At 50.3% G+C, this 21750-nt stretch carries 17 protein-coding genes; 8 read left to right on the forward strand and 9 right to left on the reverse strand.

Annotation, left to right across the window (positions count from 1 at the left end; translation table 11 throughout):
- The first annotated feature begins 23 nt into the window (after positions 1–23).
- Complete coding sequence (locus tag HCG48_RS24570) at positions 24–1505, forward strand: serine/threonine-protein kinase (protein ID WP_168572063.1); 1482 nt, start codon at positions 24–26, stop codon at positions 1503–1505.
- Between the two features lie 162 nt (positions 1506–1667).
- On the opposite strand, the gene acs is transcribed toward HCG48_RS24570, so the two are convergent.
- Positions 1668–3635 (reverse strand): acetate--CoA ligase, encoded by a 1968-nt coding sequence (gene acs, locus HCG48_RS24575; protein ID WP_168571530.1) that lies wholly within the window; start codon positions 3633–3635, stop codon positions 1668–1670.
- Positions 3636–4191: 556 nt separating this feature from the next.
- Here acs and HCG48_RS24580 point away from each other — a divergent pair.
- Positions 4192–5190, forward strand: coding sequence for an ATP adenylyltransferase family protein (locus tag HCG48_RS24580; protein WP_320415757.1), 999 nt, complete (start codon positions 4192–4194; stop codon positions 5188–5190).
- On the opposite strand, the gene HCG48_RS24585 is transcribed toward HCG48_RS24580, so the two are convergent.
- Positions 5187–10607 carry a trifunctional serine/threonine-protein kinase/ATP-binding protein/sensor histidine kinase gene (locus tag HCG48_RS24585; RefSeq protein ID WP_168571531.1) on the reverse strand — a complete coding sequence of 1807 codons (5421 nt, stop codon included), beginning with the start codon at positions 10605–10607 and terminating at the stop codon, positions 5187–5189. The two genes, HCG48_RS24580 and HCG48_RS24585, sit on opposite strands and share 4 nt — an antisense overlap.
- Positions 10608–10764: 157 nt before the next feature.
- On the opposite strand from HCG48_RS24585, the gene HCG48_RS24590 reads away from it, so the two are divergent.
- The gene (locus tag HCG48_RS24590; RefSeq protein ID WP_168571532.1) at positions 10765–10962 is read left to right on the forward strand and encodes a hypothetical protein; all 198 of its coding nucleotides are present in this window, start codon (positions 10765–10767) and stop codon (positions 10960–10962) included.
- Here the strand turns inward: HCG48_RS24590 and HCG48_RS24595 are convergent.
- From HCG48_RS24595 to HCG48_RS24605, 3 genes are read right to left on the reverse strand one after another with little or no spacing between them, the layout of a single operon-like run.
- The gene (locus tag HCG48_RS24595) at positions 10959–11207 is read right to left on the reverse strand and encodes a Ycf34 family protein (protein ID WP_168571533.1); all 249 of its coding nucleotides are present in this window, start codon (positions 11205–11207) and stop codon (positions 10959–10961) included. The two genes, HCG48_RS24590 and HCG48_RS24595, sit on opposite strands and share 4 nt — an antisense overlap.
- 58 nt (positions 11208–11265) lie before the next feature.
- Positions 11266–11454 (reverse strand): DDE transposase family protein, encoded by a 189-nt coding sequence (locus HCG48_RS24600; RefSeq protein WP_168571534.1) that lies wholly within the window; start codon positions 11452–11454, stop codon positions 11266–11268.
- Positions 11455–11470: 16 nt separating this feature from the next.
- Positions 11471–12355 (reverse strand): prohibitin family protein, encoded by an 885-nt coding sequence (locus tag HCG48_RS24605; protein WP_168571535.1) that lies wholly within the window; start codon positions 12353–12355, stop codon positions 11471–11473.
- Positions 12356–12646: 291 nt separating this feature from the next.
- On the opposite strand from HCG48_RS24605, the gene HCG48_RS24610 reads away from it, so the two are divergent.
- Together HCG48_RS24610 and HCG48_RS24615 are read left to right on the forward strand one after the other, a co-directional pair.
- Complete coding sequence (locus tag HCG48_RS24610) at positions 12647–13957, forward strand: FAD-binding oxidoreductase (RefSeq protein WP_168571536.1); 1311 nt, start codon at positions 12647–12649, stop codon at positions 13955–13957.
- 57 nt (positions 13958–14014) lie between these two features.
- Positions 14015–15433: a (Fe-S)-binding protein gene (locus HCG48_RS24615; protein ID WP_168571537.1), complete on the forward strand. Its 1419-nt coding sequence runs from the start codon at positions 14015–14017 to the stop codon at positions 15431–15433.
- Between the two features lie 136 nt (positions 15434–15569).
- On the opposite strand, the gene HCG48_RS24620 is transcribed toward HCG48_RS24615, so the two are convergent.
- On the reverse strand, positions 15570–15707 hold the full coding sequence (locus HCG48_RS24620) for a QAALIT motif small membrane protein (protein ID WP_168571538.1): 138 nt from the start codon (positions 15705–15707) through the stop codon (positions 15570–15572).
- A 220-nt stretch (positions 15708–15927) separates the two neighbouring features.
- Positions 15928–16704, reverse strand: coding sequence for a pentapeptide repeat-containing protein (locus HCG48_RS24625; protein ID WP_168571539.1), 777 nt, complete (start codon positions 16702–16704; stop codon positions 15928–15930).
- 285 nt (positions 16705–16989) lie between these two features.
- Here HCG48_RS24625 and HCG48_RS24630 point away from each other — a divergent pair, with 285 nt between their 5' ends.
- The 3 genes from HCG48_RS24630 to HCG48_RS24640 all read left to right on the forward strand — a co-directional run bounded on the left by HCG48_RS24630 (position 16990) and on the right by HCG48_RS24640 (position 19767).
- A complete protein-coding gene (locus HCG48_RS24630) occupies positions 16990–17952 on the forward strand; it encodes a ferredoxin family protein (protein WP_168571540.1) in 963 nt (320 codons plus the stop codon).
- 289 nt (positions 17953–18241) lie between these two features.
- Positions 18242–18637 (forward strand): hypothetical protein, encoded by a 396-nt coding sequence (locus tag HCG48_RS24635; RefSeq protein ID WP_168571541.1) that lies wholly within the window; start codon positions 18242–18244, stop codon positions 18635–18637.
- Between the two features lie 56 nt (positions 18638–18693).
- Positions 18694–19767: a hypothetical protein gene (locus HCG48_RS24640; protein WP_168571542.1), complete on the forward strand. Its 1074-nt coding sequence runs from the start codon at positions 18694–18696 to the stop codon at positions 19765–19767.
- 195 nt (positions 19768–19962) lie between these two features.
- Here the strand turns inward: HCG48_RS24640 and HCG48_RS24645 are convergent, their stop codons facing one another.
- Positions 19963–20604, reverse strand: coding sequence for a hypothetical protein (locus HCG48_RS24645; RefSeq protein WP_168571543.1), 642 nt, complete (start codon positions 20602–20604; stop codon positions 19963–19965).
- A gap of 66 nt (positions 20605–20670) precedes the next feature.
- Positions 20671–21567 carry a tetratricopeptide repeat protein gene (locus tag HCG48_RS24650; RefSeq protein WP_168571544.1) on the reverse strand — a complete coding sequence of 299 codons (897 nt, stop codon included), beginning with the start codon at positions 21565–21567 and terminating at the stop codon, positions 20671–20673.
- Between the last annotated feature and the right edge of the window lie 183 nt (positions 21568–21750).

Genomic DNA, 21750 nt, shown 5'->3' on the forward strand with positions numbered 1-21750 from the left:
TCGCGTTAAACATCGATCGTAAAATGTCCTATTGCTTAAATCCCGATTGTCAACAACCGCTAAATCCTAAAGATGGTCAATTTTGCCAATCTTGCGGGCAAAAATTGCGGTTGGGCGATCGGTATCGGGCGGTCAAATCAATCGGACAAGGGGGATTCGGGCGCACGTTTCTCGGCGTAGATGAATATAAACCCTCTCAGCCTTATTGCGCGATCAAACAATTTTTTCCCCAATCGCAAAGTAGCCGTCAACCCGAAAAAGCGGCGGAACTGTTTCGACAAGAAGCAATCCGTCTCGACGAGTTAGGAAAACACCCCCAAATTCCTGAATTATTAGCCCATTTTGAGGTCAATAATTATCAATATCTGGTGCAAGAGTTTATCCCGGGGGAAACTTTAGAACGGGAATTAGCCGATCGCGGTGCTTTTAACGAACGAGAAATCCGCTTGGTTTTAGCCGATTTACTACCCGTTCTAAAGTTCGTCCACGAGAAACAGGTGATTCACCGGGATATTAAGCCAGAAAATATCATTCGCCGTCCAATTTTCGCCGGAAAGGGCGATCGCGAAACCGAACAATCTCAATTGGTTTTAGTCGATTTTGGCGCCTCTAAATTTGCTACGGCAACGGCGTTAGGACGGACGGGAACGGTCATCGGAACTGCGGGATATGCGGCCCCGGAACAAACGATCGGTAAGGCGGTTACGGCTAGCGATTTGTACGGTTTGGGGGTCACTTGTTTGCACTTGCTGACGGCGATCGCCCCGTTCGATTTATACGATCTCGATCGCGGGGTGTGGGTCTGGCGAGATTACCTCAACGAACCGATAAGTCCCCAACTCGGCGAGATTTTGGATGGTTTAGTCGAAAATAACCTCAATCGACGCTTTCATTCGGCGAAGGAAGTTCTCGAACGAGTGCAAAATTTGCCGCCACTTCCGACTTACAAAAGTTCGCCGCCGCCGGGGAGTTCGGCGGCGAGTGGATCGGCCCCCTATCGATCGCCGATCGCCAGTTTTATCGGGGGAACGCGACAACTGGTGACGGGATGGTTGGTGGAAAAATTAGGCGATTACGACGGGGCGATCGCTGCTTACGACCGGGCTATTTCTGCGAATCCCGATCGCCCGGAACCTTGGTATAAAAAAGGACACGCCTGTTTGGAATTAAAGCGTTACGAGGAAGCAAAACAGTGTTATGAAAAGGTTTTAGAACTCAAGCCCAATCACGTTCGCTGCTTGGGCGATCGGGGGTTATTGATGTTTATTTTAAAAGACTATGCACAATCTTTTTTAAGTTACGAACGGTGTTTAGAACTCGATCCCAATCAGCCTTTTGTTTGCTTGCATTGCAGTTTAGTGGCTAAATTATGCGGGCGCGATCGTGAAGCTGAAAAATACTTCGATCGCGCCCAAAAACTCCTGCCCCAATCCGAATCTAATACGATCGTGATGCAAGCTTGGGAAATGCTGATTCGATCGCGATCGCCGAGGGGTCGGATATAGCATGTTTCCAACTCAATCGGTACCCATGCGATCTCCTGCAATCCCCCTAAATCCCCCTTAAACAGGGGGACTTGACTGAACTCCCCCCTTAAAAAGGGGGGTTGGGGGGGATTCCCGATCGAGGCGATCGATCTAGGAACCCCTATAACTATTGAAAATTAGCTATACATTACGTAATCGATCGAGGACGCTGCGGTCTTCGAGGGTCGAAGTATCGCCAGTGACCTCTTCTCCGGCGGCCAGCGATCGCAGTAAACGCCGGACAATTTTACCCGATCGCGTCTTCGGTAATGCCTCGCAGAACTGAATATCTTCCGGACGGGCGAGGGCGCCAATTTCTTCGACGACGCGATTTTTCAGTTCTTTTTTGAGTTCTTCCGAGGGGGTGTAACTGTCTTCTAAGGTAATAAACGCGATAATTTCTTCGCCTTTCAGTTCGCTGGGTTTGCCGACGACTGCCGCTTCCGCGACGGCGGGGTGAGAAACTAACGCCGACTCGACCTCCATCGTTCCGAGGCGGTGTCCGGCAACGTTAATCACGTCGTCGATCCGACCCATCACCCACAAGTAACCATCGCGATCGCGGCGTGCGCCATCTCCAGTAAAATACATATACTCACCATTTTTTGGAGGAATGTTTTCCCAATACGTACTGCGGTAACGGTCGGGATTTTTATATACCGTGCGAATCATACTCGGCCACGGATATTTGATGACCAAATAGCCCCCTTGATTCTCGCCGACCGGGTTGCCGTCCAAATCGACGACATCGGCAATAATACCGGGGAAGGGGAACGTCGCCGAACCCGGTTTCGTTTTGGTCACCCCGGGTAAGGGAGTAATCATAATCCCCCCGGTTTCCGTTTGCCACCAGGTATCGACAATCGGACAGCGTTCGCCGCCGATGACCCGGTGATACCACATCCAAGCACTGGGGTTGATCGGTTCGCCAACGGTACCCAACAAGCGCAAGGACGACAGGTCGCGGGCTTTGGGCAGTTCTTCCCCCATTTTGATGAACAAGCGGATCGCCGTGGGGGCGGTATAAAAGATCGTGACCCGGTGTTTTTCGATCAAATCCCACAAGCAGCCGGGATTCGAGGGTCGCGGGGCGCCTTCGTACATCAAAATGGTGGCGCCGTTGGAAAGCGGACCGTAAACAATGTAGCTGTGTCCGGTAATCCAGCCGACATCGGCGGTACACCAGAAAACATCGTTTTCTTGCAAGTCGAACACCCATTGAGTGGTGAGGTGGGTGTATAGGTTGTAGCCCCCCGTGGTGTGGACGACGCCTTTCGGTTTGCCCGTGGTTCCGGAAGTGTAGAGGATGAAGGAGGGGTCTTCGCTGTCCATCGGTTCGGCGGGGCATTGGTCGGAGGCTTCTTCTTGGAGGTCGTCCCACCACAAGTCCCGTCCCGGTTCGATATGAATCGGGTGTCCGGTTCGCCGGACGACGATGACGTGTTCGATGCTGGGCACTTTATCGTCAGCCAGGGCTCGATCGACTTGTTGTTTGAGATGGACGATGTCCTCTTTACGCCAGCCGCCATCGGCGGTAATCAGGACTTTGGCGTTGGCGTCGAGGAGGCGGTCTTTGAGGGCTTCGGCACTAAATCCACCAAAAACGACGGTGTGGGGGGCGCCGATGCGGGCGCAGGCGAGCATGGCGATCGCCGCTTCCGGAATCATGGGCAGATAAATGCCGACCCGATCGCCTTTGCGGACGCCCAAGTGTTTGAGGGCGTTCGCCATCTCACAAACTTCGCGGTGTAATTGGGCGTAAGTGATGATCCGGCAATCTCCCGGTTCTCCTTCCCAAATTAACGCGGGTTTGTCCCGACGATCGCCGTCTAAATGGCGATCGAGACAGTTGTAGCACAAATTGAGCTGTCCTCCGACAAACCACTGCGCGAACGGAGGCTTCCAGTCGAGAACTTTGTCCCACTTTTTAAACCAATGTAATTCTCGTTCGGCGATCTCGGCCCAGAAGCTTTCCGGATCGCTTCGTGCTTTTTCATAAAGTTCTTGATAAGCTTCCCAGGTTTTAATTCGGGCATTTTTGGAAAAACTTACAGGAGGTGAGAAAAGACGTTCTTCTTGTAAGACGGATTCAATCGTATTTGGAGACATTGTTCTAAATCCAACCCTATGCTAAACAACCGTAAAATCGAAACGTTACCGATCGCGATGGCCGGGATGAGTCGATGCGATTACAGGCTGACAATTGGAAAACAAATGGAAACATCGAATCGGAAATCTACTCCAACGCCAAAACCCCCGATCGCCCTCTTAGGAGACGAACGGTGCGATTCCCCACCCACCTAAAACTGCTCGACAACAACGATCGCTCGGGGGGCTGATTTGTCGGAAAACGCTGCGATTTTTGCTCGACCCAAACTCCCAATCTCGAAGATTAAGCCCTAAGCAACTATGGGAACGAGATTTCAGAGAAATTCAGGCCAATTTCTCTCTAAATTCTCCACTAAATTAATGAAAATAATCTTCTTTATCTATGATAAAGGAATCCTCTGACTCCGATCCCAAGCCTTAATATAAAGAAACAAAAATGGGCGATCGCGTCATTAGTTAAAGGGAAACTACAAGGCGATTTCACGGCGCGGCGATCGCCCATTTTCCCTGGTATTACCCATCTGTGCTTTGCGAAAAGCCCTCGTTTTGCTTTACATTGGATCGGCGCAAACGCGCGATCGCCCTTTTTGTTGCTGCTTCCCCTGTCGCCATGTCGGAGAATTCCCCCAAAGTACACGACGCTTTGCGCCTCGAACCCGGTCGCTTGTGGACTCGCGTCACCGAACAAACCGCGATCGCCCTCGACCGTGGCGCCTTGCAATCGATTCCCACCGATTGTGAAATCGTCGAGGAAAACGGCATTCCTTTCCTGGTGCGTATTCTCCAAAATCTCGCGCGCAAAGAAGCCGCCAAACGAAAGCAGCAGCGAAAAAGTGAAAAAACTGGAAAATCTTTCAACCCCTTTTTACCTTACGATCGCGATTTATTTGTCGCCGACCTCTCCGAAACCCACCTGTGTCTGCTCAATAAATTTAACGTCGTAGACCATCACCTGCTCGTCGTCACCCGCGAGTTTGAAGACCAACAAGAGTTACTCACTCGGCGAGATTTCGAGGCGATCGGAGCCTGTCTCACCGAGTTTCCCAGCTTGGCTTTCTACAATGGCGGTCGAGTCGCGGGAGCCAGCCAACCCCACAAACATTTGCAGTTAGTTCCCCTGCCTTTAACTCCAGACTCCTTCAGCGCCCTCCCGATCGCCGAGGCGATCGCCCGCGCCAAGTATGACGGCGAAATCGGCACCGTTGCTGACTTTCCCTTCGTTCACGCCGTCGGCAAACTCGATCCCGACTGGGGCAAATCTCCCGGGGAAGGGGCGGTCGAAGCCTTGCAACTGTATCGCAAATTGTTGCGAGCGATCGGCCTTGAAGTCGAGGGAAGCACAGGAGAACGCCAATCCGGACCGTATAACTGGTTGGCAACCCGAGACTGGATGTTCGTCATCGGGCGATCGCACGAATGTTTCGAGTCCATTTCCGTCAACTCCCTCGGATTTGCCGGGGCCTTACTGGTTCGCAACGCCGAACAACTCGCCCGACTTAAAGCCCTCGGCCCGATGCAAGTTCTCGCCGCCGTGGGACGGGCGCCCCTTTCTTAACTCACCGCTTTGACGGGTAAGGCGATCGCAAATTCGGTTCCTTCACCCAGAGTCGAACGACATTCGATCCGACCGCCGTGTTTTTCGACCACAATTTGATGGGAAATCGACAACCCCAACCCGGTTCCTTTCCCTTGGGGTTTCGTCGTAAAAAAGGTTTTAAATAACTGCGATCGCACAGTTTCACTCATTCCGGCGCCATTATCCGCGATCGTCACTCGTACCTCATTTGCGGCGATCGGGCTGAGTTGAATGCGAATTTCTGGCACGAAGGAACGCCCTTCTAATCTCAATCGTTCTAGTTTATCTTCTAAAGAATCGATCGCGTTGGCGAGTAGATTCATAAACACTTGATTGAGCTGCCCGATGAAACATTCCACTAAAGGAATTTCCCCATATTCTTTGATAATTTTAATTTCCGGCTTCGATCCTTTAGCCTTAATCCGATTCGAGAGAATTAATAAAGTGCTGTCGAGTCCTTCGCGCAAGTCCGCCGCCATTTTGCGATCGGTTTCTTTGCGCGAAAAATTCTTTAAGGATTTGACAATTTCGCGGATGCGATCCGTGCCTAGCTTCATTGAAGAAAGTAATTCTGGCAAATCTTCGATCGCGTAGTCGAGATCGATTTCTTCCGCGTGTTCTTGAATGTCCGCCACGGCTTCGGGATAAAATTGGCGATACAGTTGCAAGTGGGTTAATACGTCGTTAACGTAGGCGATCGCGTGGGTTAAATTCCCGGAAACGAACCCCACCGGATTGTTAATTTCGTGGGCTACCCCCGCGATTAACTGCCCCAAACTCGACATTTTCTCGCTGTGAACCAATTGCAATTGAGTTTGTTGCAATTCGTGTAGCGATCGTTCTAAATCTTGATAGAGTAGAGCATTTTCTAAAGAAATCGCCGCTTGAGAACACAATAATTGCAACACTTCCAACCGTTGGGCGGTAAACACTCCCGGCGATAAGTTGTTTTCTAAATAAATAATCCCCAAAACTTTGCCTTTATGGACGATCGGCGCGCACAACAGCGATCGTGGTTTAACCCGCATTACATAAGGATCTCCGGTACAAATTTCTTCGTGACGGGCGTCATTCAGGACGAGGGTTTCTCCGGTTCGTTCCACATAACGGACGATTCCCGGTGAGAGATAATCGCACTGTTCTAAGGGAATAGAACCGGACAGTAAACGATCGGATTCCATTCCTAAGATTTTCACCGCTTCTACGGTTAAACGGCGATCTTTTTCTAAAATTAAAATTCCTTTTTGGGCGCCTGTCGTTTCTAAAATCGCCTCCATGATGTTATCGATTAGGTTTTCGAGAACTAATTCCTCCGATAAAAATAAAGCCGTTCTCATCACCGTCGTCCAATCTAAAACCGACGTTTCAGAAGTATTGAGACTGGTACTGGTGTTCGTCGTTACGATCGAAATTGTTTCGGTGGTATCGAATACGTCAGTCGAAACCGTACCGCGATTTTTTAATAGCAATTGCGAGTAACGTTCGTCTAAATCGTTCACTTTTGCCACCGCCCCCCACCGGGCATAACCGTAGTAGGCATCGGTGAGATAAAGACGGGCGATTTTTACTCGTCCTAGTTCTAAATAAAACAGTCCCGCCCGTTCGGAGGCGATCGCTTCTTCCTGGATGTAATCGCTATCTCTGGCTTCGGCGATCGCGCGATCGTAAAGTTCCATTGCTTCGGCAATTTTACCGGAAACTCGTGCTAATTCGGCGGCAATTAAATCGGCTTTATGCTGGTAATTGTCCGGGGCGTGTTTTGCCCAAAATTGAAGCTTTTCTACGTTAGTATTGAGTTGAGCTTTCACCTCATTTTCTAAAGGAGAGGGAGACAAAGAAGCGCAAGCGAGTAAGGCGAGGGATTCGTAAAAATAATGCTCGCCGACGGTCATGGAAGCGGGAACCGAATCGATATATTTGCGTGCTTCTGTGGCGGCGGCGACGGCGCGATTGTCTTGATTGAATAAGTAATATAAAATTGTTTTAGATAAATAGATAAAAAATAAAGTAGTCGCATTGTTACGCGCGATCGCGTGGGGAATGGCTTTAGATTCGTCCAGGATTTCTCCCCTCAGTTCGCACGGATCCGGAGATTGTCCGAGTAAATTTAAACTCAATTGATGGAAAACTTGTTGCGACTCCATCGCATATTCTTGTTTCAGTTTGCGCGTCAGGCTGATAAACTCTCCTGTTTTATGCGCGAACCCTTCTAAATCCATGCCGGAAAACCAGCTATTAATCGTATAATTAATTGCACTGTGACCGACATATTCAATATCTCCAGTTTCCAGTCCCGATTGCAGGGCAAATTCTAAATCTTGTAACGTATCTCGGGCGTGTTTTTTCCACGGTCGGACGAACGCATTAAATAAATTAATAACCTGACAATTGAGAGGTTTGGCGTTGAAGCGTTGCAGCACTTTTAAGGCTAGTTTGCCATAGCGATACCCCATCTTGATATCGGCGATCGGACCGCATAAAATGAGGGCATAAACCGCATAAGCATAGGCGGAAAGCGGACAATTGCCGAAAGTTAAAGACAGATGAACCATCGTAAAAATGACAATCGGCAATAACTCCGGTTTGGCGACATAAGCGGGAGAGAAAATCGTCCTTAAAATTCGCATCGCTGCGAGTTTGTCCGGGTCGGTCATTTCCGGGAGGTCGATTAAGGTTTCGATCGCCTGTTCTTTTGGCGGTGTTGTGATTAAATCGATATCGAGAAGTTGGAGAACGTGCAAACCTGTTTGTACCGCTTCTAAGAGTTTGAGTTGAGCGATATTCATCTGGATTTGCAGTTCGTAAACCCGAACGCGATCGCGCAGATCGAGCGATCGCTCTAATAAATATTCGGCAGTTTGACTGGCGGCGTCAAAATCCGTACTTAAATATTGTGCTTCTAGCAGTTCGAGATAGAGCTCTAAGGTAAACGAATGGCGATCGCTCCAACGGCGATCGTCGAGACAGTCGATCGCCGTTTCAAAGTAGCGAACTGCGGTTTCGTAAGCGGTTGCTAATTTAACTTTTCGTCCCGCTTCTAGATTGAGTTCGGCGAGATGTTGTCGTTCGGCGGGATTGACGATCGCCGCGATCGCCATATTCAGATGGTTGACAATTTCAAATAACTTTTCTTCTCGGCTTTCTTCCGAGATATTGGCTAATAGTAATTGACCGATTTTGTAGTGATTGGTGGCTTTTTCTGCATGACTTAAAAATAAATAGGCAGCTTGTTGGACGCGGTCGTGAAAAAATTGATAATTAGGGAAGCGATCGCGAGCAGATTCGGGATTGCTCGCAGCGATCGCCGTCGAATTGTATGCTAATCTATCCGATAGATTTGTTTCTTCAAAAACGTGATAGGTCTCGTCGAGAGCGACGATCGAACTCGCTTCTAAAGCGGGGGATAAATCTGCCGCAACTTTGCTGGGAGAATGTTGGGAAACGATCGCCAAGGTTTCGAGATTAAAGGTGTTGCCGATACAAGCGGCTAAAGTCAACAGTTCCCGGGTTTGATGGGGGAGTTTGGCTAATTTTTTGCTGGTAAATTCGACGACATCGTCGGTTAACTCTTGCGTTTCAATCGCAAATAAGTCGTAATTCCAGCAGTCGCGATCGGGGTCGTAAGTAAATAGCCCTTCAGAGGCCAAAGAAATGAGTAACTGACTGGCAAAAAAGGGGTTTCCTCCTGTTTTTTCATAAATTAGTTCGCTGAGTTCTGCCGTTTCTTTAAGGGAGGATTTGAGGGCGTCGGCAACGAAAAGATAGAGGTCACTTTTACCAATTGGTTGCAAATGAATTCGGTCGATCGCCCCTCCTTGTTTTTCAATGCGATCGACAGTTAACATTAACGGATGGAGAGGATCGACTTCATTGCTGCGATAGGCTCCTACAATTAAAAGATAGCCGATATCTTCATCGGACATCAGCCGTTCGATTAACTTTAAAGACGCCGCATCGACCCACTGCAAGTCATCGAGGAATAAGACAATCGGGCGATCGCTATCGCTGAAGCTACGGATAAAGTTATGAAAGGCAAAGTTAAAGCGATTTTCGGCTTCGACGGCGCCGATTTCTTCGACGACGGGATCGATTTTGCCGAGGAGTAATTCTAATTCAGGAATGACCGACACGATCGCACTGGCATTAATTCCTAAAGATCGCATCAGTCGGCGCTTCCATTTTTCGATTTTTTCGCTGTTTTCTGTTAAAATAAGACGCAAGATCTGGCGAAATGCGTCGAGGATCGGAGCGAAGGGAATGTCATGTTGAAATTGGTCGAATTTTCCGGTAATAAAATAACCCCGTTGGCGAAGAATAGGACTTTGCATTTCCGAAATCAGTGCCGATTTACCCGTCCCCGACGTACCACTAACCAACACCATTTGCTTGTAATCGCCGATCGCGCGATCGCCTGTTTTTTCGGGCGTTTCTGGGGTTGAAGGAGGCAAAATCCGGCGAAAGGCATTCGTTAACTGGATAATTTCCAAATCCCGACCGTAGAGTTTTTCTGGAAGTTGAAAATGTCGGGCGCGATCGTCACAACCGAGGGAAAAACTATCAATCGTTCCAGAGCTTTGAAATTGGCTCGAACAAGTTTTGAGATCCCGAGATAATCCCCGCGCACTTTGATAGCGGTCTTCGGGGTTTTTTGCCATTAATTTTAAAATAATCTGTGCTAAAATCGGGGGCAATTTGCGGTTGAGGCGATCGGGCGATCGCGCTTCTCTCGCGAGATGACAGTAAACTAATTCGACGGGATCGTTAATTTTAAAAGGGACTTGTCCGGTGGTCATTTCATAAAAAGTTACCCCGAGAGAATACAGATCGGTTCGACGGTCGATCCCGCGATTGATGCGACCCGTTTGTTCGGGAGCAATATAATTTAACGTCCCTTGTAATTGTCCGGCGGTTTTGAGAGAATGGGTATCTTTCGGGAGGCGTGCGGAAATACTAAAATCGCTGAGTTTAACTTCTCCTGTTTGCGGATTGATGAGGATATTATCCGGTTTGATATCTTTGTGAACGATATCGCGATCGCCGAGCTGTTGTACAATTTGACTCAGTTCCAGAGCAATCCTTAAAAATTGTCCGACGGGAAGGCAGGAGCCGTTAAGATATTCTTTTAAAGAAATGGCGCCAAAGTCTTCGAGGATTAAGGCAAAACTATTTTGATACGGGATTAAATCCAGGGGTTTGACGACTCCGGCAATTTCTAAGTTTTTGGCGATCGTGTATTGATTTTTAAAGCGAGAAATTTCGTTGAGACTGGGATAATCTTGGGTGGGAACTTTGATGATGACCGAACGATTCTGTTTGGGTTGTACTCCTCGATAAACTCGGGTATGCTGGCTCTCGTAAATTTTTTCCGTTAAAATATATCCGGCAATTTCATTCATCGGTCGTTCCTCATCGTCGCTCCCGCCGAACTCCTTCCTTCCCGAGGGTGCAATTGTAGGGGAATTCAGCCCCCGTTCGCGACCCGGAGATGGAAAGAACGCGGCTCGAATTTGACTCCATTCGAGCTAATCAAATCCTATCGAATTTTTCTCGCAAATGTCTCTCCCCCAACTGGAGGATACGGCGATCGCCCGATTCGTTTGTGGTGGGATCCGGCGAGTGATTGTCCCTGGGTCGAGCGACCGGGGCGATCGGCGGTCGTACCGCTTTTATTTTACCTCTAAAAAGTTTAAAAATGGGGCGAAAGTTCACCCCATTTATAGCCCCATCGAACAAGGATCTCAGACCGTTTAGGTGGGAATTAATTCACCGGGACGCAGGCGCGCCCATTTCCCCATTTCTTCGGTAAAACTTTCGCAACCAACGACATCCCATTCCATTTCAATTTCGTTGTCGTGGTGGCGAATATTGACGTTTATCGTCGGTTCGACGGCTTCAAAATCGGGGGTTTCCGTTAAATGGGGTTGTTGGTGTTGGTGTTCGACTGCATGATAAGTGGTGCAGCGATCGACGTAATGGCAGTTAATGCAAATACACATCGCAAACTCCCGTATGCTTTCTTGATACTTTAGCGTAGCGATCGCCAAACTGGAGGATTTAGCGCGGTTTACATTTTCCGGCGCGAATCAATCCTACCCGACGGGCGATCGCCGCATCAGGAGACGGAAACGGCCCCCATTGTTCGATGATTTCGGGCGGTGGCGAAGCTTCTAAATCGTTTTCGGAGACGATCGCGCAATCGCCGCCACCGGACTTGACGATATACCAATTTTGCCTGTTATCCATCGGTTTTTAACCCTATTTAAGGTTGCAAAATCACCGGAGGCGGGCCGGAATCGCTCACCCCTCCTCCCATAATCACCACTTTACTATTGTTAGAATTTGCCAAATTTTGAGTTGCTTCGATGCTCTTCCACTGCAAAAATTGCGAGGTCAAGCCTTGAGAGACGATCGACTGGAAATCGGCAATTCCTTGGGCTTCGATCTTCTTGCGTTCGGCTTCCTGACGTTCTTTTTGCAAGACAAATTCCATGCGCTGGCTTTCTTGTTCCGCTTGCAATTTTTCTTCGATCGCCGCTTGCAAGTTTTCCGGGAGGGCGACATCTCGCAGCAAGGCGGCTTCGACTTCAAACCCCAACGGCGTTAAAGAAGCTCTCATCTCCTGACGCAAACGTTGGGCGATTTCTTGCCGTTTGTCAGTATAAATGCTGCGCGCGTCGTAGGCGGCGACAATTTCGCGGATGATGGCGCGAAAGCGAGAAATGAGGATATCGGTTTCGTCTTTGCCGATTTCTTGATAGACATCCGGCGCGGTTGTCGGATCGAGTTTGTATTGCAAGCTGACGTCGATGCTCAAGCTCAACCCTTCTTGGGAGGTGGCGGTTACGGTTTCTTTGATGTCGCGCAAGCGGGTCGAAAACTGCACGACTTTCCCCAAGGGGTTGACCGGGTGAACCCCCGGCCCTAAGGCGCGCGGCATCACGGTTCCGAAGACTTCGACGACGCCGACTTTGCCCGCCGGAACGATCGCGAGGGTTTTAAAAACGGATGCGGCGGCAGCAATGAGACCCACAAGCAGGGCGATCGCGCGGATCGGGGTTCGATATTTCTCTTCAGCCATTTTCGGCCCGACGAGAACGACGAGAATAGAAATGAGAGTCGTGAGAGTAGTCGCAATAAAGGTCATTGACTTCCCTACAGTGCTTAATAAAACGGGTCTGGCGATCGATTCGGGGTCCAGGTCGCCAATTCGATCGCCAAACTCTATGTTCTCTCCATTTAAAAGGGTTGGCGTCCGAATTGGATCTCGACTTTCGAGCGATCTCCGCCGGACTCACGCCGCGCCGACTCAGAAGCGGCAGATCCCCCAGCACCATTCTCGAAGCAATTGCCGCTAAGATCTTAAAGATGAAAATCAGCGATCCCCAGGGACTGCTCTCGGGGGGATCGACGGAAACTTAAGCTAATAGTGTTTTAAATGAACGCGATCGCACGGGAATTTAAAAAAATTTTAGATGACGATTCGGCGATCGAGTGGGATGCCCTCGATCGCGACACGCGAGCGTCCTTCCAACGGGCTTTTCCTCCCGATTCGCCCCCCGATTGTATTTTGTATCCCCACACGGTCGAACAACTCGCCGAGGCGGTCGCTTGGGCCGCCAAACAGCATTGGCCCGTGTTGCCGTGCGGTTCGGGGACGAAGTTGGATTGGGGCGGCATTCCGCGCGGGATTCGAGCCGCGATCTCCACCCGACACCTCGATCGCACGATCGAGCGCGCCGTCGGCGATCTGACGGTGACCGTGGAAGCGGGGATGAAGTTGAGCGACTTGCAAGCTTTACTGGCGACGGATAACCAGTTTCTCGCCCTCGATCCGAGTTACGGCGATCGCGCCACCCTCGGCGGGATCGTCGCTACCGCCGATACGGGCAGTTGGCGGGCTCGCTATCGGGGGGTTCGCGACCAACTGCTCGGTCTCTCGTTCGTGCGCGCCGATGGAGAATTGGTCAAGGCAGGCAGTCGGGTGGTCAAAAATGTGGCCGGATACGACTTGATGAAGTTGCTGACCGGATCGTTCGGCACCCTGGCGGCGATCGCCCAAGTGACGTTCCGGGTCTATCCCAAACCGCCGACCTCGGGAACGGTGGTGCTTTCCGGCGAGGCAGACGCGATCGCCCAAGCGACTCAAACCCTGTTCGGTTCGGCCCTGACGCCGACGGCGGTGGATTTGCTCTCTCCCGGGTTGGCGCGATCGCTCGATCTCGGCGAACAGGTCGCCTTGTTGGTGCGCTTCCAAAGTATCCCCGAAAGTGTCCGGCAGCAGGGCGATCGCGCGATCGCCGTCGGCGAAACTCTCGGCTTGCACGCCACCGCTTACCCGGACGACTCGGATGCGGCTTTATGGCAACAATTGAGAGAACAAATCGATAATGGTTCCCGAGAGGGGGCGATCGCCTGCAAAATAGGAGTCAGACCTTCGGCTGCCGTTCGCACTGCCGTCGCGATCGACGAAAGCCTCGGGCGATCGTCCTTCGGCTGGATTCATGCCACCACCGGGATCGGTCGTCTTTGTACTCACACCGAAAGTACTTCTAGCCTGCGTCAAGTGCGATCGCACTGCGAAGCGAACGGCGGTTTTCTTAGCATTCTGTGCGCCCCACTCTCGGTTAAAACCCAGCTCGATATTTGGGGTTATACCGGGAATGCTTTAGAAATTACTCGCAAAATCAAACAAAAATTCGATCCCGACTCGATTTTGAGTCCCCATCGTTTCCTCGACCCCCTCTAATTCTTTCGATTCTTTCTCGTCCTTCTTTTTTTACTTTTTGCCAGTTAACGATCGCTTATGTCCCCTTCCAACCCGACCACCACCGATCGCGAAACCCGAATTCCCGCTAAATCGAGTACCTTTCTCAACGATAACCCTCACTTAACTCGGGAACTTCCCGAATCCGAATACCCCGGATTCGACCGCCACCACCCGCCGCAACCGGAGTTAATCGATACCTGCGTTCACTGCGGCTTTTGTCTGGCAACTTGTCCGAGTTATCGCGTCATCGGTAAGGAAATGGACTCCCCACGAGGACGCATTTACTTGATGGATGCCATTCACAAAGGAGAAGCACCATTAGCCTCAACCACCAGCCAGCATTTCGATACCTGTCTCGGCTGTTTGGCGTGCGTCACGACCTGCCCTTCGGAGGTGAAGTACGATCGCCTCATTGCCGATACCCGTCCGCAAGTGGAACGCCAGATCGAACGACCGTTAGGCGATCGGGTTTTACGCAGTTTGATTTTTAACTTATTTCCCTATCCCAATCGTCTCAGGGTTCTGTTACTGCCCCTGTTTTTCTATCAACAATCGGGCTTACAAAAGCTGGTGCGATCGAGCGGTATCCTCTCGAAAGTTTTCCCCCGTTTGGCCGCGATGGAATCGATTTTACCCCAAGTGCGTCTCGATTCCCTCCGCGACGATCTCCCGGATTGGATTCCCGCTCGAGGAGAAAAACGCTATCGCGTCGGCATGATTTTAGGATGCGTTCAACGCCTGTTTTTCTCTTCGGTAAATGAGGCGACGGCGCGGGTACTGACGGCGAATGGCTGCGAAGTGGTCATTCCGCGATCGCAGGGCTGCTGTTCCGCACTGGCGGCCCACCAAGGACAGGAAGAACAAGCCCGCGCGATCGCCCGTCAGACGATCGAAGCGTTTGCAGGCACTGACGTCGATTTTATCATTATTAACGCCGCCGGATGCGGTCATACCCTCAAAGAGTACGGCCATATTTTACGCGACGATCCGGCTTACCGCGATCGGGCGATCGCCTTTTCTCAAAAAGTCCGCGACGTACATGAATTCCTCGCCGAAGTTGGCTTGAGCGCCCCCTTATCTCCGGTGAGCGATCGGCCCTTAACCCTAGTTTATCAAGATGCCTGTCACTTACTGCACGGCCAAAAAATTAGCGCCCAACCTCGGCAAGTCTTACGACAAATTCCCGGCATTGAATTGCGCGAACCCCTCGATGCGGCTTTATGTTGTGGCAGTGCGGGAGTTTACAACATGTTGCAGCCGGAAATTGCCGACGAATTAGGTCGCCAAAAGGTCGATAATTTATTGGCGACGGGAGCCGAGTTAATTACTTCTCCCAATCCCGGCTGTTCTTTACAGATTAAAAAGCATTTGGAATCGAGCGATCGCGCCATTCCCTTGATGCATCCCGTGGAGTTATTAGATTTATCGATTCGCGGGATAAAATTGGACTCGTAATTAGTACAATTTCATCGGTTTTAGGGACGCGGCAATGCCGTGTCCCTATAGAAATTTGATGATTTTCCAAGGTCGATCTCAGACGAAAATCTAAAAAACTTTAAACTCAAATCTCAAATCTCAAATCTCAATCTAATTACATTTTCTGAATCATACTCGGTCGAGAACCGGAGAAGTCAGAATCGGACGTATTTTGCACTCGACTGGGAGATTCACCCCCAACAAATAGATTGAGCAATAAGGTAACGATCGCCGCTAAAATAAATCTTTCCATTGTTCGTACACTCCCCTGGCACCTGTCAATCGCGCCTGTCAATCGTGCTGTGTGACCCTGATGGTTCTATCTTGAACCACCGAGCTTGGCAATTCCGCGATCGCAACCCGAGGGAAGGTGTGACGGCGATCGCTCCGCAACAAAAATCGCGGTAAAATATGGGCGATCGCCCCCTATTTTGCTTAACGTTTCTACAACGTTTCTATAATTTTTCTACAATCTACAACATCAACCGCAAAATCGAGATTCCGATCGCCCCCACGGTCCGCAGGAACGATCCCCCTTGACCTTGGTTTTGTCGTTCCGGATCTTGCAGCGCTTGTAACTGCGCCACCAACAGGCGCGACGTGTCGAACGCTTGCGGGTTATTTTCGATCGCGAATAACTTCGAGGCAATTTCCGCATCCCCGATCGCCCCGTTGGTATCCCCCGTTTCCGCCCGCACGACCGCTCGCGCCAAGTATGCCGGAGCGAATTCCGGATCCAGAGACAGGGCGCGATTGAAATAGGCGATCGCCTTTTTGTGGTTTTTGCGCTTCGCTTCGGCCACTCCCCAATTATACACTTCCTCCACACTGAGCAGCTCCGACGGCATACCCACCGCATCCTGGACGTAGGCACTATCAACCAGGGCGTCGGTGAAATCGACATCGACTAAATACGCTTCTCGCAAATCCGTCCCGCGCAAATTCGCCCCGGTCAAATTCGCCCCAGTCAAATTCGCACCAAATAAGGACGCCCCGGTCAAATTCGCCCCACTCAGATCGGCCCCCGCCAAATTCGCCCGACTGAGATTAGCCCGGGTTAAATTCGCCCCACTCAGATCGGCCCCCGCCAGATCGGCCCGCACTAAACCCGAACCACTCAAATCGCAGCCCGTGCATTCTTTGGTAGACATCAATTGTTGCAGGTGTTGGAAGTTTTCGGCGATCGCCGGGGTAGCGATCCAAAAACTGCCCAACAAAATCGTGGAGGCGAGAGCAGTGCGTTTGTTCATCAGTCCTTCTCCTAAGTGCAGACTCAATCTAGCGCGGCGATCGCGGCTGACCCCATGATAGTTTACCGATGCAAGTTTACGGCCTCCTCACCCCGTGACTCGACCCCCGCCCGCGCGATCGGCAATTGACAATCTATTATTAAAATAATTTCTCAATAATTTCCCGAGACCGCCTCGGTTCTCGCGGGCTTCCCCAAGGGAAACGGGGTCACCGTACTTGTCCTCAACAGCCCAATTTGAGCCAACCATCGAGCCAACGATCGCTTAAACCCCCATTGAACTGCGATGAGTGAATTTTTTTGTTCCGATCTGGCACGACAGTCGGGAATATTTCTCGGCGGAACCGCACGCCATTACGAGACTTATTTTTTAATTGAATGTCCGCCCCCTTGGACGAGTTACGACCTCGATTCCCGACAGATTCCCGAGAACTTACGCGCGCTCGGCGATCGCTTTTACAGACGATCGCAACCGATTACCCGGCGAATTTTGCTAATTTACAATCCAGCATATTTTCAACCCGATCGCCGTCGCGTTATTATTTACCACAAACCTCAAGGATTTGCCAATCGATACGAACGTTACGAGTTTTTTGTTTCCGATCTGGCCGAAGTTGCCCCCGCGATCGAACGTTTTCTTAAAACCCACTCTCTAGAATTAGAAAATAGCAATTCTCAGGGGCAAGATCTTCTCATTTGTACCCACGGACAAAACGATCGCTGTTGCGCCAGATATGGCAAACCACTTTATTATAAAGCTTTGAAAATGAGCGATCGATGTGACCTCGCCAATCTGCGGATTTGGCAAACGAGTCATATCGGCGGACACCATTTAGCACCGACGGCGATCGATTTTCCCCAAGGGCGCTACTACGGCCATCTCGATCTGAATCGTTTACAAACAATTTTAACGCGATCGGGGTCAATTCTCGATCTTTATTCCGTTTATCGCGGTTGGGGTTTGTTACCCAATACCGTGCAGGTTTTAGAAAAAGAATTATTGAAACAATGGGGCTGGGACGGGCTAAATTATGCCGTACAATTTCGATCGCTTAAAGCAGGCGATCGCGTCGAGCTAGACGTTCGCGATTCGAGGGGGGCGATCGTCACCTATCAAGCAGATATTACCCTGGATTCCGAGCAACACTTTACCCTTCCCGGTTCCTGTTGTCAAACTTATCAAGTAGAAAGCCAACCCTGGAAAATTGAAAACCTGATTAAAACCATCTCTCAAAGCAACAGGCTATAGCAATCCCAAATAATTGGTAATCCAAATAGAGAGCAAGTGTTCCTGAGCGTAGCCGAACGCATTCCTACTTCCAAGGGGTTCAGGTGGGCTACCCCGACTCAACTGATTTAGCAATGGTAGACAAATCGGGAGGACGAGTACCCGCTTTGCTTCTGTATCCACCCATAACCCCTCGCTTTCCTGTCACTCATTCAAGTGACACTCATTCAAAGTCCCTTAAAAAAGCGGCTGTTATTCCTCTATTTTTCCCAACTACTATGAGGCTATCACTTCCTCAAAGAAAGTAGATATGGGTACTAAAGTTTTCATCAACAAAACCGGGAGAGATCTCTCCATTCAACTTGAAGTTAGAAAAGGCGATCGCCCCGGTCGCACCTTGAAATACCAAAGCTTTTCCCTCACGAGCGGCCAAAGTCAACGAATCACCTATAGTGGGCCGGACAATCCTTACTTAGATGGGATCTCAGTCAACACCGTGGCTGACGGTTCTTTAATTGCCGAACAGCAGTTTGTTTTCAATCGCGGTAGCGAACTCGACAACCAATTTAATACCCACGACACGGTAATTTTCGGCTGGCAAAACGACAGTATCGTTCTATCTTTTGCCAATACGTGGACGGTTCCCCACTGGAATGCCGAACTGCTGCCTCACGGGAGCTGGATGGATCGCTCGATCGATCGCTGAATCTGGCTTTTGAGTTTTCTTTATCCAACACCCGCAACATTATAGGAGTTTGAAGCATGAGTTTGTTACCTTGGGATAATTGGATTTACCATCTTTCTGACAAACGGGCTGAGGTCAATTCCCTGCATACGCGAGCGGTCAATTTACAAGACCAAATCCAATCGCAAGTTTTGATTTTCAACGGTCACTTGAAAGACTATAAATCGCTGATTGCGGCGAATAGTGCTTTGGTGATTATTGCCAATGCAATTCAAATGGACGATCTCAAATGGAAAGATTTCCAAGTTCAGTTGCGAGCGATTCCCAATCCCCCCCAAGGCAGTATTCCCCTGCAAGTCGGTCAAACGATCGCGGAAATGGTCGGAGGGGCGCTGATTTTGCGAGGCATTTACCAAGTGGGTAAAATCGCAAAGGACTTTATCCGCAGTGGTGAAGGGGCCGAACAAGCGGCGAATGTCGGTCAAGATGCGGCGATCGAACTTCAAGAAGTGGGGGTCGAAGCGGGAATTAATGCCGGGGCTGAAAATGGCGCCGAACTCGGTGCGGAGGAAGTCGGCGATGCGGCGGGTGAAGAGGCTGCAGAAGCGGCGATCGAAGGGGCTTCTCTCGACGCGCTGGCGTCCACGGGAATCGCTATTTTCGCGGCGGTCGGGATCGATGTGGTGTTCGGTGCGATTGACGGCGCCAAAGAGCGCGACCAACTCAATGGGGCGATCGATCGCTTGAAAAGTGCATTGAATAAATGCCAAATTTATTACAACACTATCACGAGCAAAATGGCTCGAATTGATGGGGGTATTGTCAACGAAGAAAAGCGTTTTCAGGGGATTATCGGCGATTTGGCGGCGATCGCCCAACATCAGCCCAATTTTAAATATGATTATCCGCCAACCGTCGCGAATACCGCGCAATTTTTAGCGGCCCAACATGCAGCTTTGGCTCAGTACGGAACCTACATGCGTTTCCGACAATCGTGGGATCTGGCGGTATCGCGCAATCCTAATGTCACTAAAGCGGAATTTATCAATAACTTTCTGATGTTTGCACCGCCAGACGTGACTGAGACCACGTTGAACAGTTACTGGAACGTCCTTGCAAAATACTCGGATAGGCTGAGAAATGCTGGATAACTAAGACTCGTGGTTTGAGTCGATGGTAAAGGGGAGGGCGATCGCCCTCCTTTTGCTACGGAAAGCGATCGCCGGAACTATCTAAAAAATGATTGATTATGGCGCTCGATCGCCGAGAGTCAATCCCGATCGCCCCGAGTTGTACGTCCGTCAAAGAGTTGCGAGTGCGCTTAAACGGCTGCTAACACGATGATGTTAAAAATTCCGATTAAAAGAAAGTTTAAAGCCGGGATTGAAGGCTTGATTTCTTTCTAAATTAAATGAATTGAGAAAGCGGTCGGCGTCCCTGGGGAAGGTGCGATCGCTGCTCGATGCGACTAAAATAACGTACAGGCGCGGTTCGACCCAGTAAATACGAGTTTTAACAATGCCTTGAGTGCTTTGCACTTCAAATTCTTTGCCGGGATTATTTTGGAGGCTGATCCGCCGTTCTTGACGCAATCTCCCATTTTCGACGTTCCCGACTCCGCCATCGCGAGCGGCATCGAGCAGTTGGTCGATTTGCACGGGAGTGAGCGAGTCGGGAACGTTAGGGAACTCGATATAACCAACTCCGTAAGCAACGTTACCGTTCTCTTTTTCTAACATGAACATCCGGGAGGTGCCGTTGTTACCGCTTCGATTTTCTTCTTCGGGGATTCCCGGCATCAAAATCGAGAAACGGCGATCGGGAGAGGTAAATTGTTGCCATTCTCCTTGTGCGAACAGGGACGAGAGCGAGGCTACAGAAGGAGCCATCGAGGATCGAACGGGAGTGGAGCGGGCGGGAGTGGGGTTAGCCAAGGCGATCGCCAGCACGCTTGTGAGAAGGCCGAGCCGTTGAAAACGAGGGGACATCGATGCTGTTCTCCATAGATGTTTTTCTATTGTAGACGCGCGCGGCGATCGCCGCAGGAGGCACGATTAGGGTTGTGCCATGCCCTCGATTTGCTTTTCGATCGCCCCTGCAGCTTGAGTATCTCCGAGTCGTTGAAAAATTGCCAGTGCGGATTTTAACGAGGCGATCGCCTCTTCTTCCCGACCCAAATTTCCGTAAACCGTTCCCAAGTTCGAGCGGGTAATCGCTTCGCTGCGTTCGATCCCGAGTTCTTCAAAAATCTCTAGAGCGCTTTCGAGAACGTCGAGGGCTTGGTCGTACTGTTCTAATTGCGTGTAGGTGACCCCTAGATAGTCGAGCAGAATTCCTTCTTGCTGGCGGTCTTCGATTTCGATGGCGATCTCCAACGCCGAGCGATACATTTCTAAGGCTTTGTCGTAGTCTTCGCTATTGCGGTACAGTCGCCCTAAGTTTCCTAAAACAATACCTTCCGAGCGCCGCACGCCCAATTCTCGGAAAATAGCCAAGCTGTCTTGATGGGACTCGCGAGCGGCCTCGATATCGCCTTGTTCTTGATAGACCAGGCCGATATAGTCGAGTACGATCGCCTCTTGTTGGCGCTCTTTGAGGTCTCGGGCGATCTTCAAGGCGCGATCGTAAGCGTCGAGGGCTTCGCTATAGCGCCGCAAGTTATCGTAAACGCGACCGATGCGGGTCAGGGCGATGGTTTCCCCAACGCGATCGCCGATTTCTTGGGAAATGTTTAAAACTTCTTGGAATTTCTCCAATGCTCCTTCAAAGCGCCCTTGACGATAGAGGTCGAAGCCTTCTTCGTAAAGTTGAACGGCTTGATTGGCTCGTTCTTCGGCATTTTGGGCGATCGAGGGTTCGAGAGGATTGGCACCCACCCAGGGACTGAAGGTCCCTTGACCGAGCAGGACGATTCCGGTCAACAAACTGACGGTTCTCAAGCAACGAGACATAAAAAGATTCTCCTATAGCCTGCATCTTCAATCGTAGACTCGAATCCGGGAGCGGACGTTCTCGACTGTGCGATCGTCGTCGAACTTGTGCGATCTCACTTTTGGCGAGAAAATTAAATTTGAAACGATCGCGAGATGGTCTGGCGGGCGAGAGACTGACCCTAGAGGGGCGAATGACGATCG

Source organism: Oxynema aestuarii AP17, assembly GCF_012295525.1.
GTDB classification, from domain to species: Bacteria; Cyanobacteriota; Cyanobacteriia; order Cyanobacteriales; family Laspinemataceae; genus Oxynema; species Oxynema aestuarii.

Excerpts from the sequence above, each read along its gene's own strand:
- HCG48_RS24605 (WP_168571535.1), bottom strand. The coding sequence starts at position 12,355 with ATGACCTTTATTGCGACTACTCTCACGACTCTCATTTCTATTCTCGTC.
- HCG48_RS24635 (WP_168571541.1), top strand. The coding sequence starts at position 18,242 with ATGGGTACTAAAGTTTTCATCAACAAAACCGGGAGAGATCTCTCCATT.
- HCG48_RS24640 (WP_168571542.1), top strand. The coding sequence starts at position 18,694 with ATGAGTTTGTTACCTTGGGATAATTGGATTTACCATCTTTCTGACAAA.
- HCG48_RS24595 (WP_168571533.1), bottom strand. The coding sequence starts at position 11,207 with ATGTGTATTTGCATTAACTGCCATTACGTCGATCGCTGCACCACTTAT.
- acs (WP_168571530.1), bottom strand. The coding sequence starts at position 3,635 with ATGTCTCCAAATACGATTGAATCCGTCTTACAAGAAGAACGTCTTTTC.
- HCG48_RS24570 (WP_168572063.1), top strand. The coding sequence starts at position 24 with ATGTCCTATTGCTTAAATCCCGATTGTCAACAACCGCTAAATCCTAAA.
- HCG48_RS24620 (WP_168571538.1), bottom strand. The coding sequence starts at position 15,707 with ATGGAAAGATTTATTTTAGCGGCGATCGTTACCTTATTGCTCAATCTA.
- HCG48_RS24645 (WP_168571543.1), bottom strand. The coding sequence starts at position 20,604 with ATGTCCCCTCGTTTTCAACGGCTCGGCCTTCTCACAAGCGTGCTGGCG.
- HCG48_RS24600 (WP_168571534.1), bottom strand. The coding sequence starts at position 11,454 with ATGGATAACAGGCAAAATTGGTATATCGTCAAGTCCGGTGGCGGCGAT.
- HCG48_RS24615 (WP_168571537.1), top strand. The coding sequence starts at position 14,015 with ATGTCCCCTTCCAACCCGACCACCACCGATCGCGAAACCCGAATTCCC.
- HCG48_RS24590 (WP_168571532.1), top strand. The coding sequence starts at position 10,765 with ATGTCTCTCCCCCAACTGGAGGATACGGCGATCGCCCGATTCGTTTGT.
- HCG48_RS24585 (WP_168571531.1), bottom strand. The coding sequence starts at position 10,607 with ATGAATGAAATTGCCGGATATATTTTAACGGAAAAAATTTACGAGAGC.
- HCG48_RS24630 (WP_168571540.1), top strand. The coding sequence starts at position 16,990 with ATGAGTGAATTTTTTTGTTCCGATCTGGCACGACAGTCGGGAATATTT.
- HCG48_RS24625 (WP_168571539.1), bottom strand. The coding sequence starts at position 16,704 with ATGAACAAACGCACTGCTCTCGCCTCCACGATTTTGTTGGGCAGTTTT.
- HCG48_RS24610 (WP_168571536.1), top strand. The coding sequence starts at position 12,647 with ATGAACGCGATCGCACGGGAATTTAAAAAAATTTTAGATGACGATTCG.
- HCG48_RS24650 (WP_168571544.1), bottom strand. The coding sequence starts at position 21,567 with ATGTCTCGTTGCTTGAGAACCGTCAGTTTGTTGACCGGAATCGTCCTG.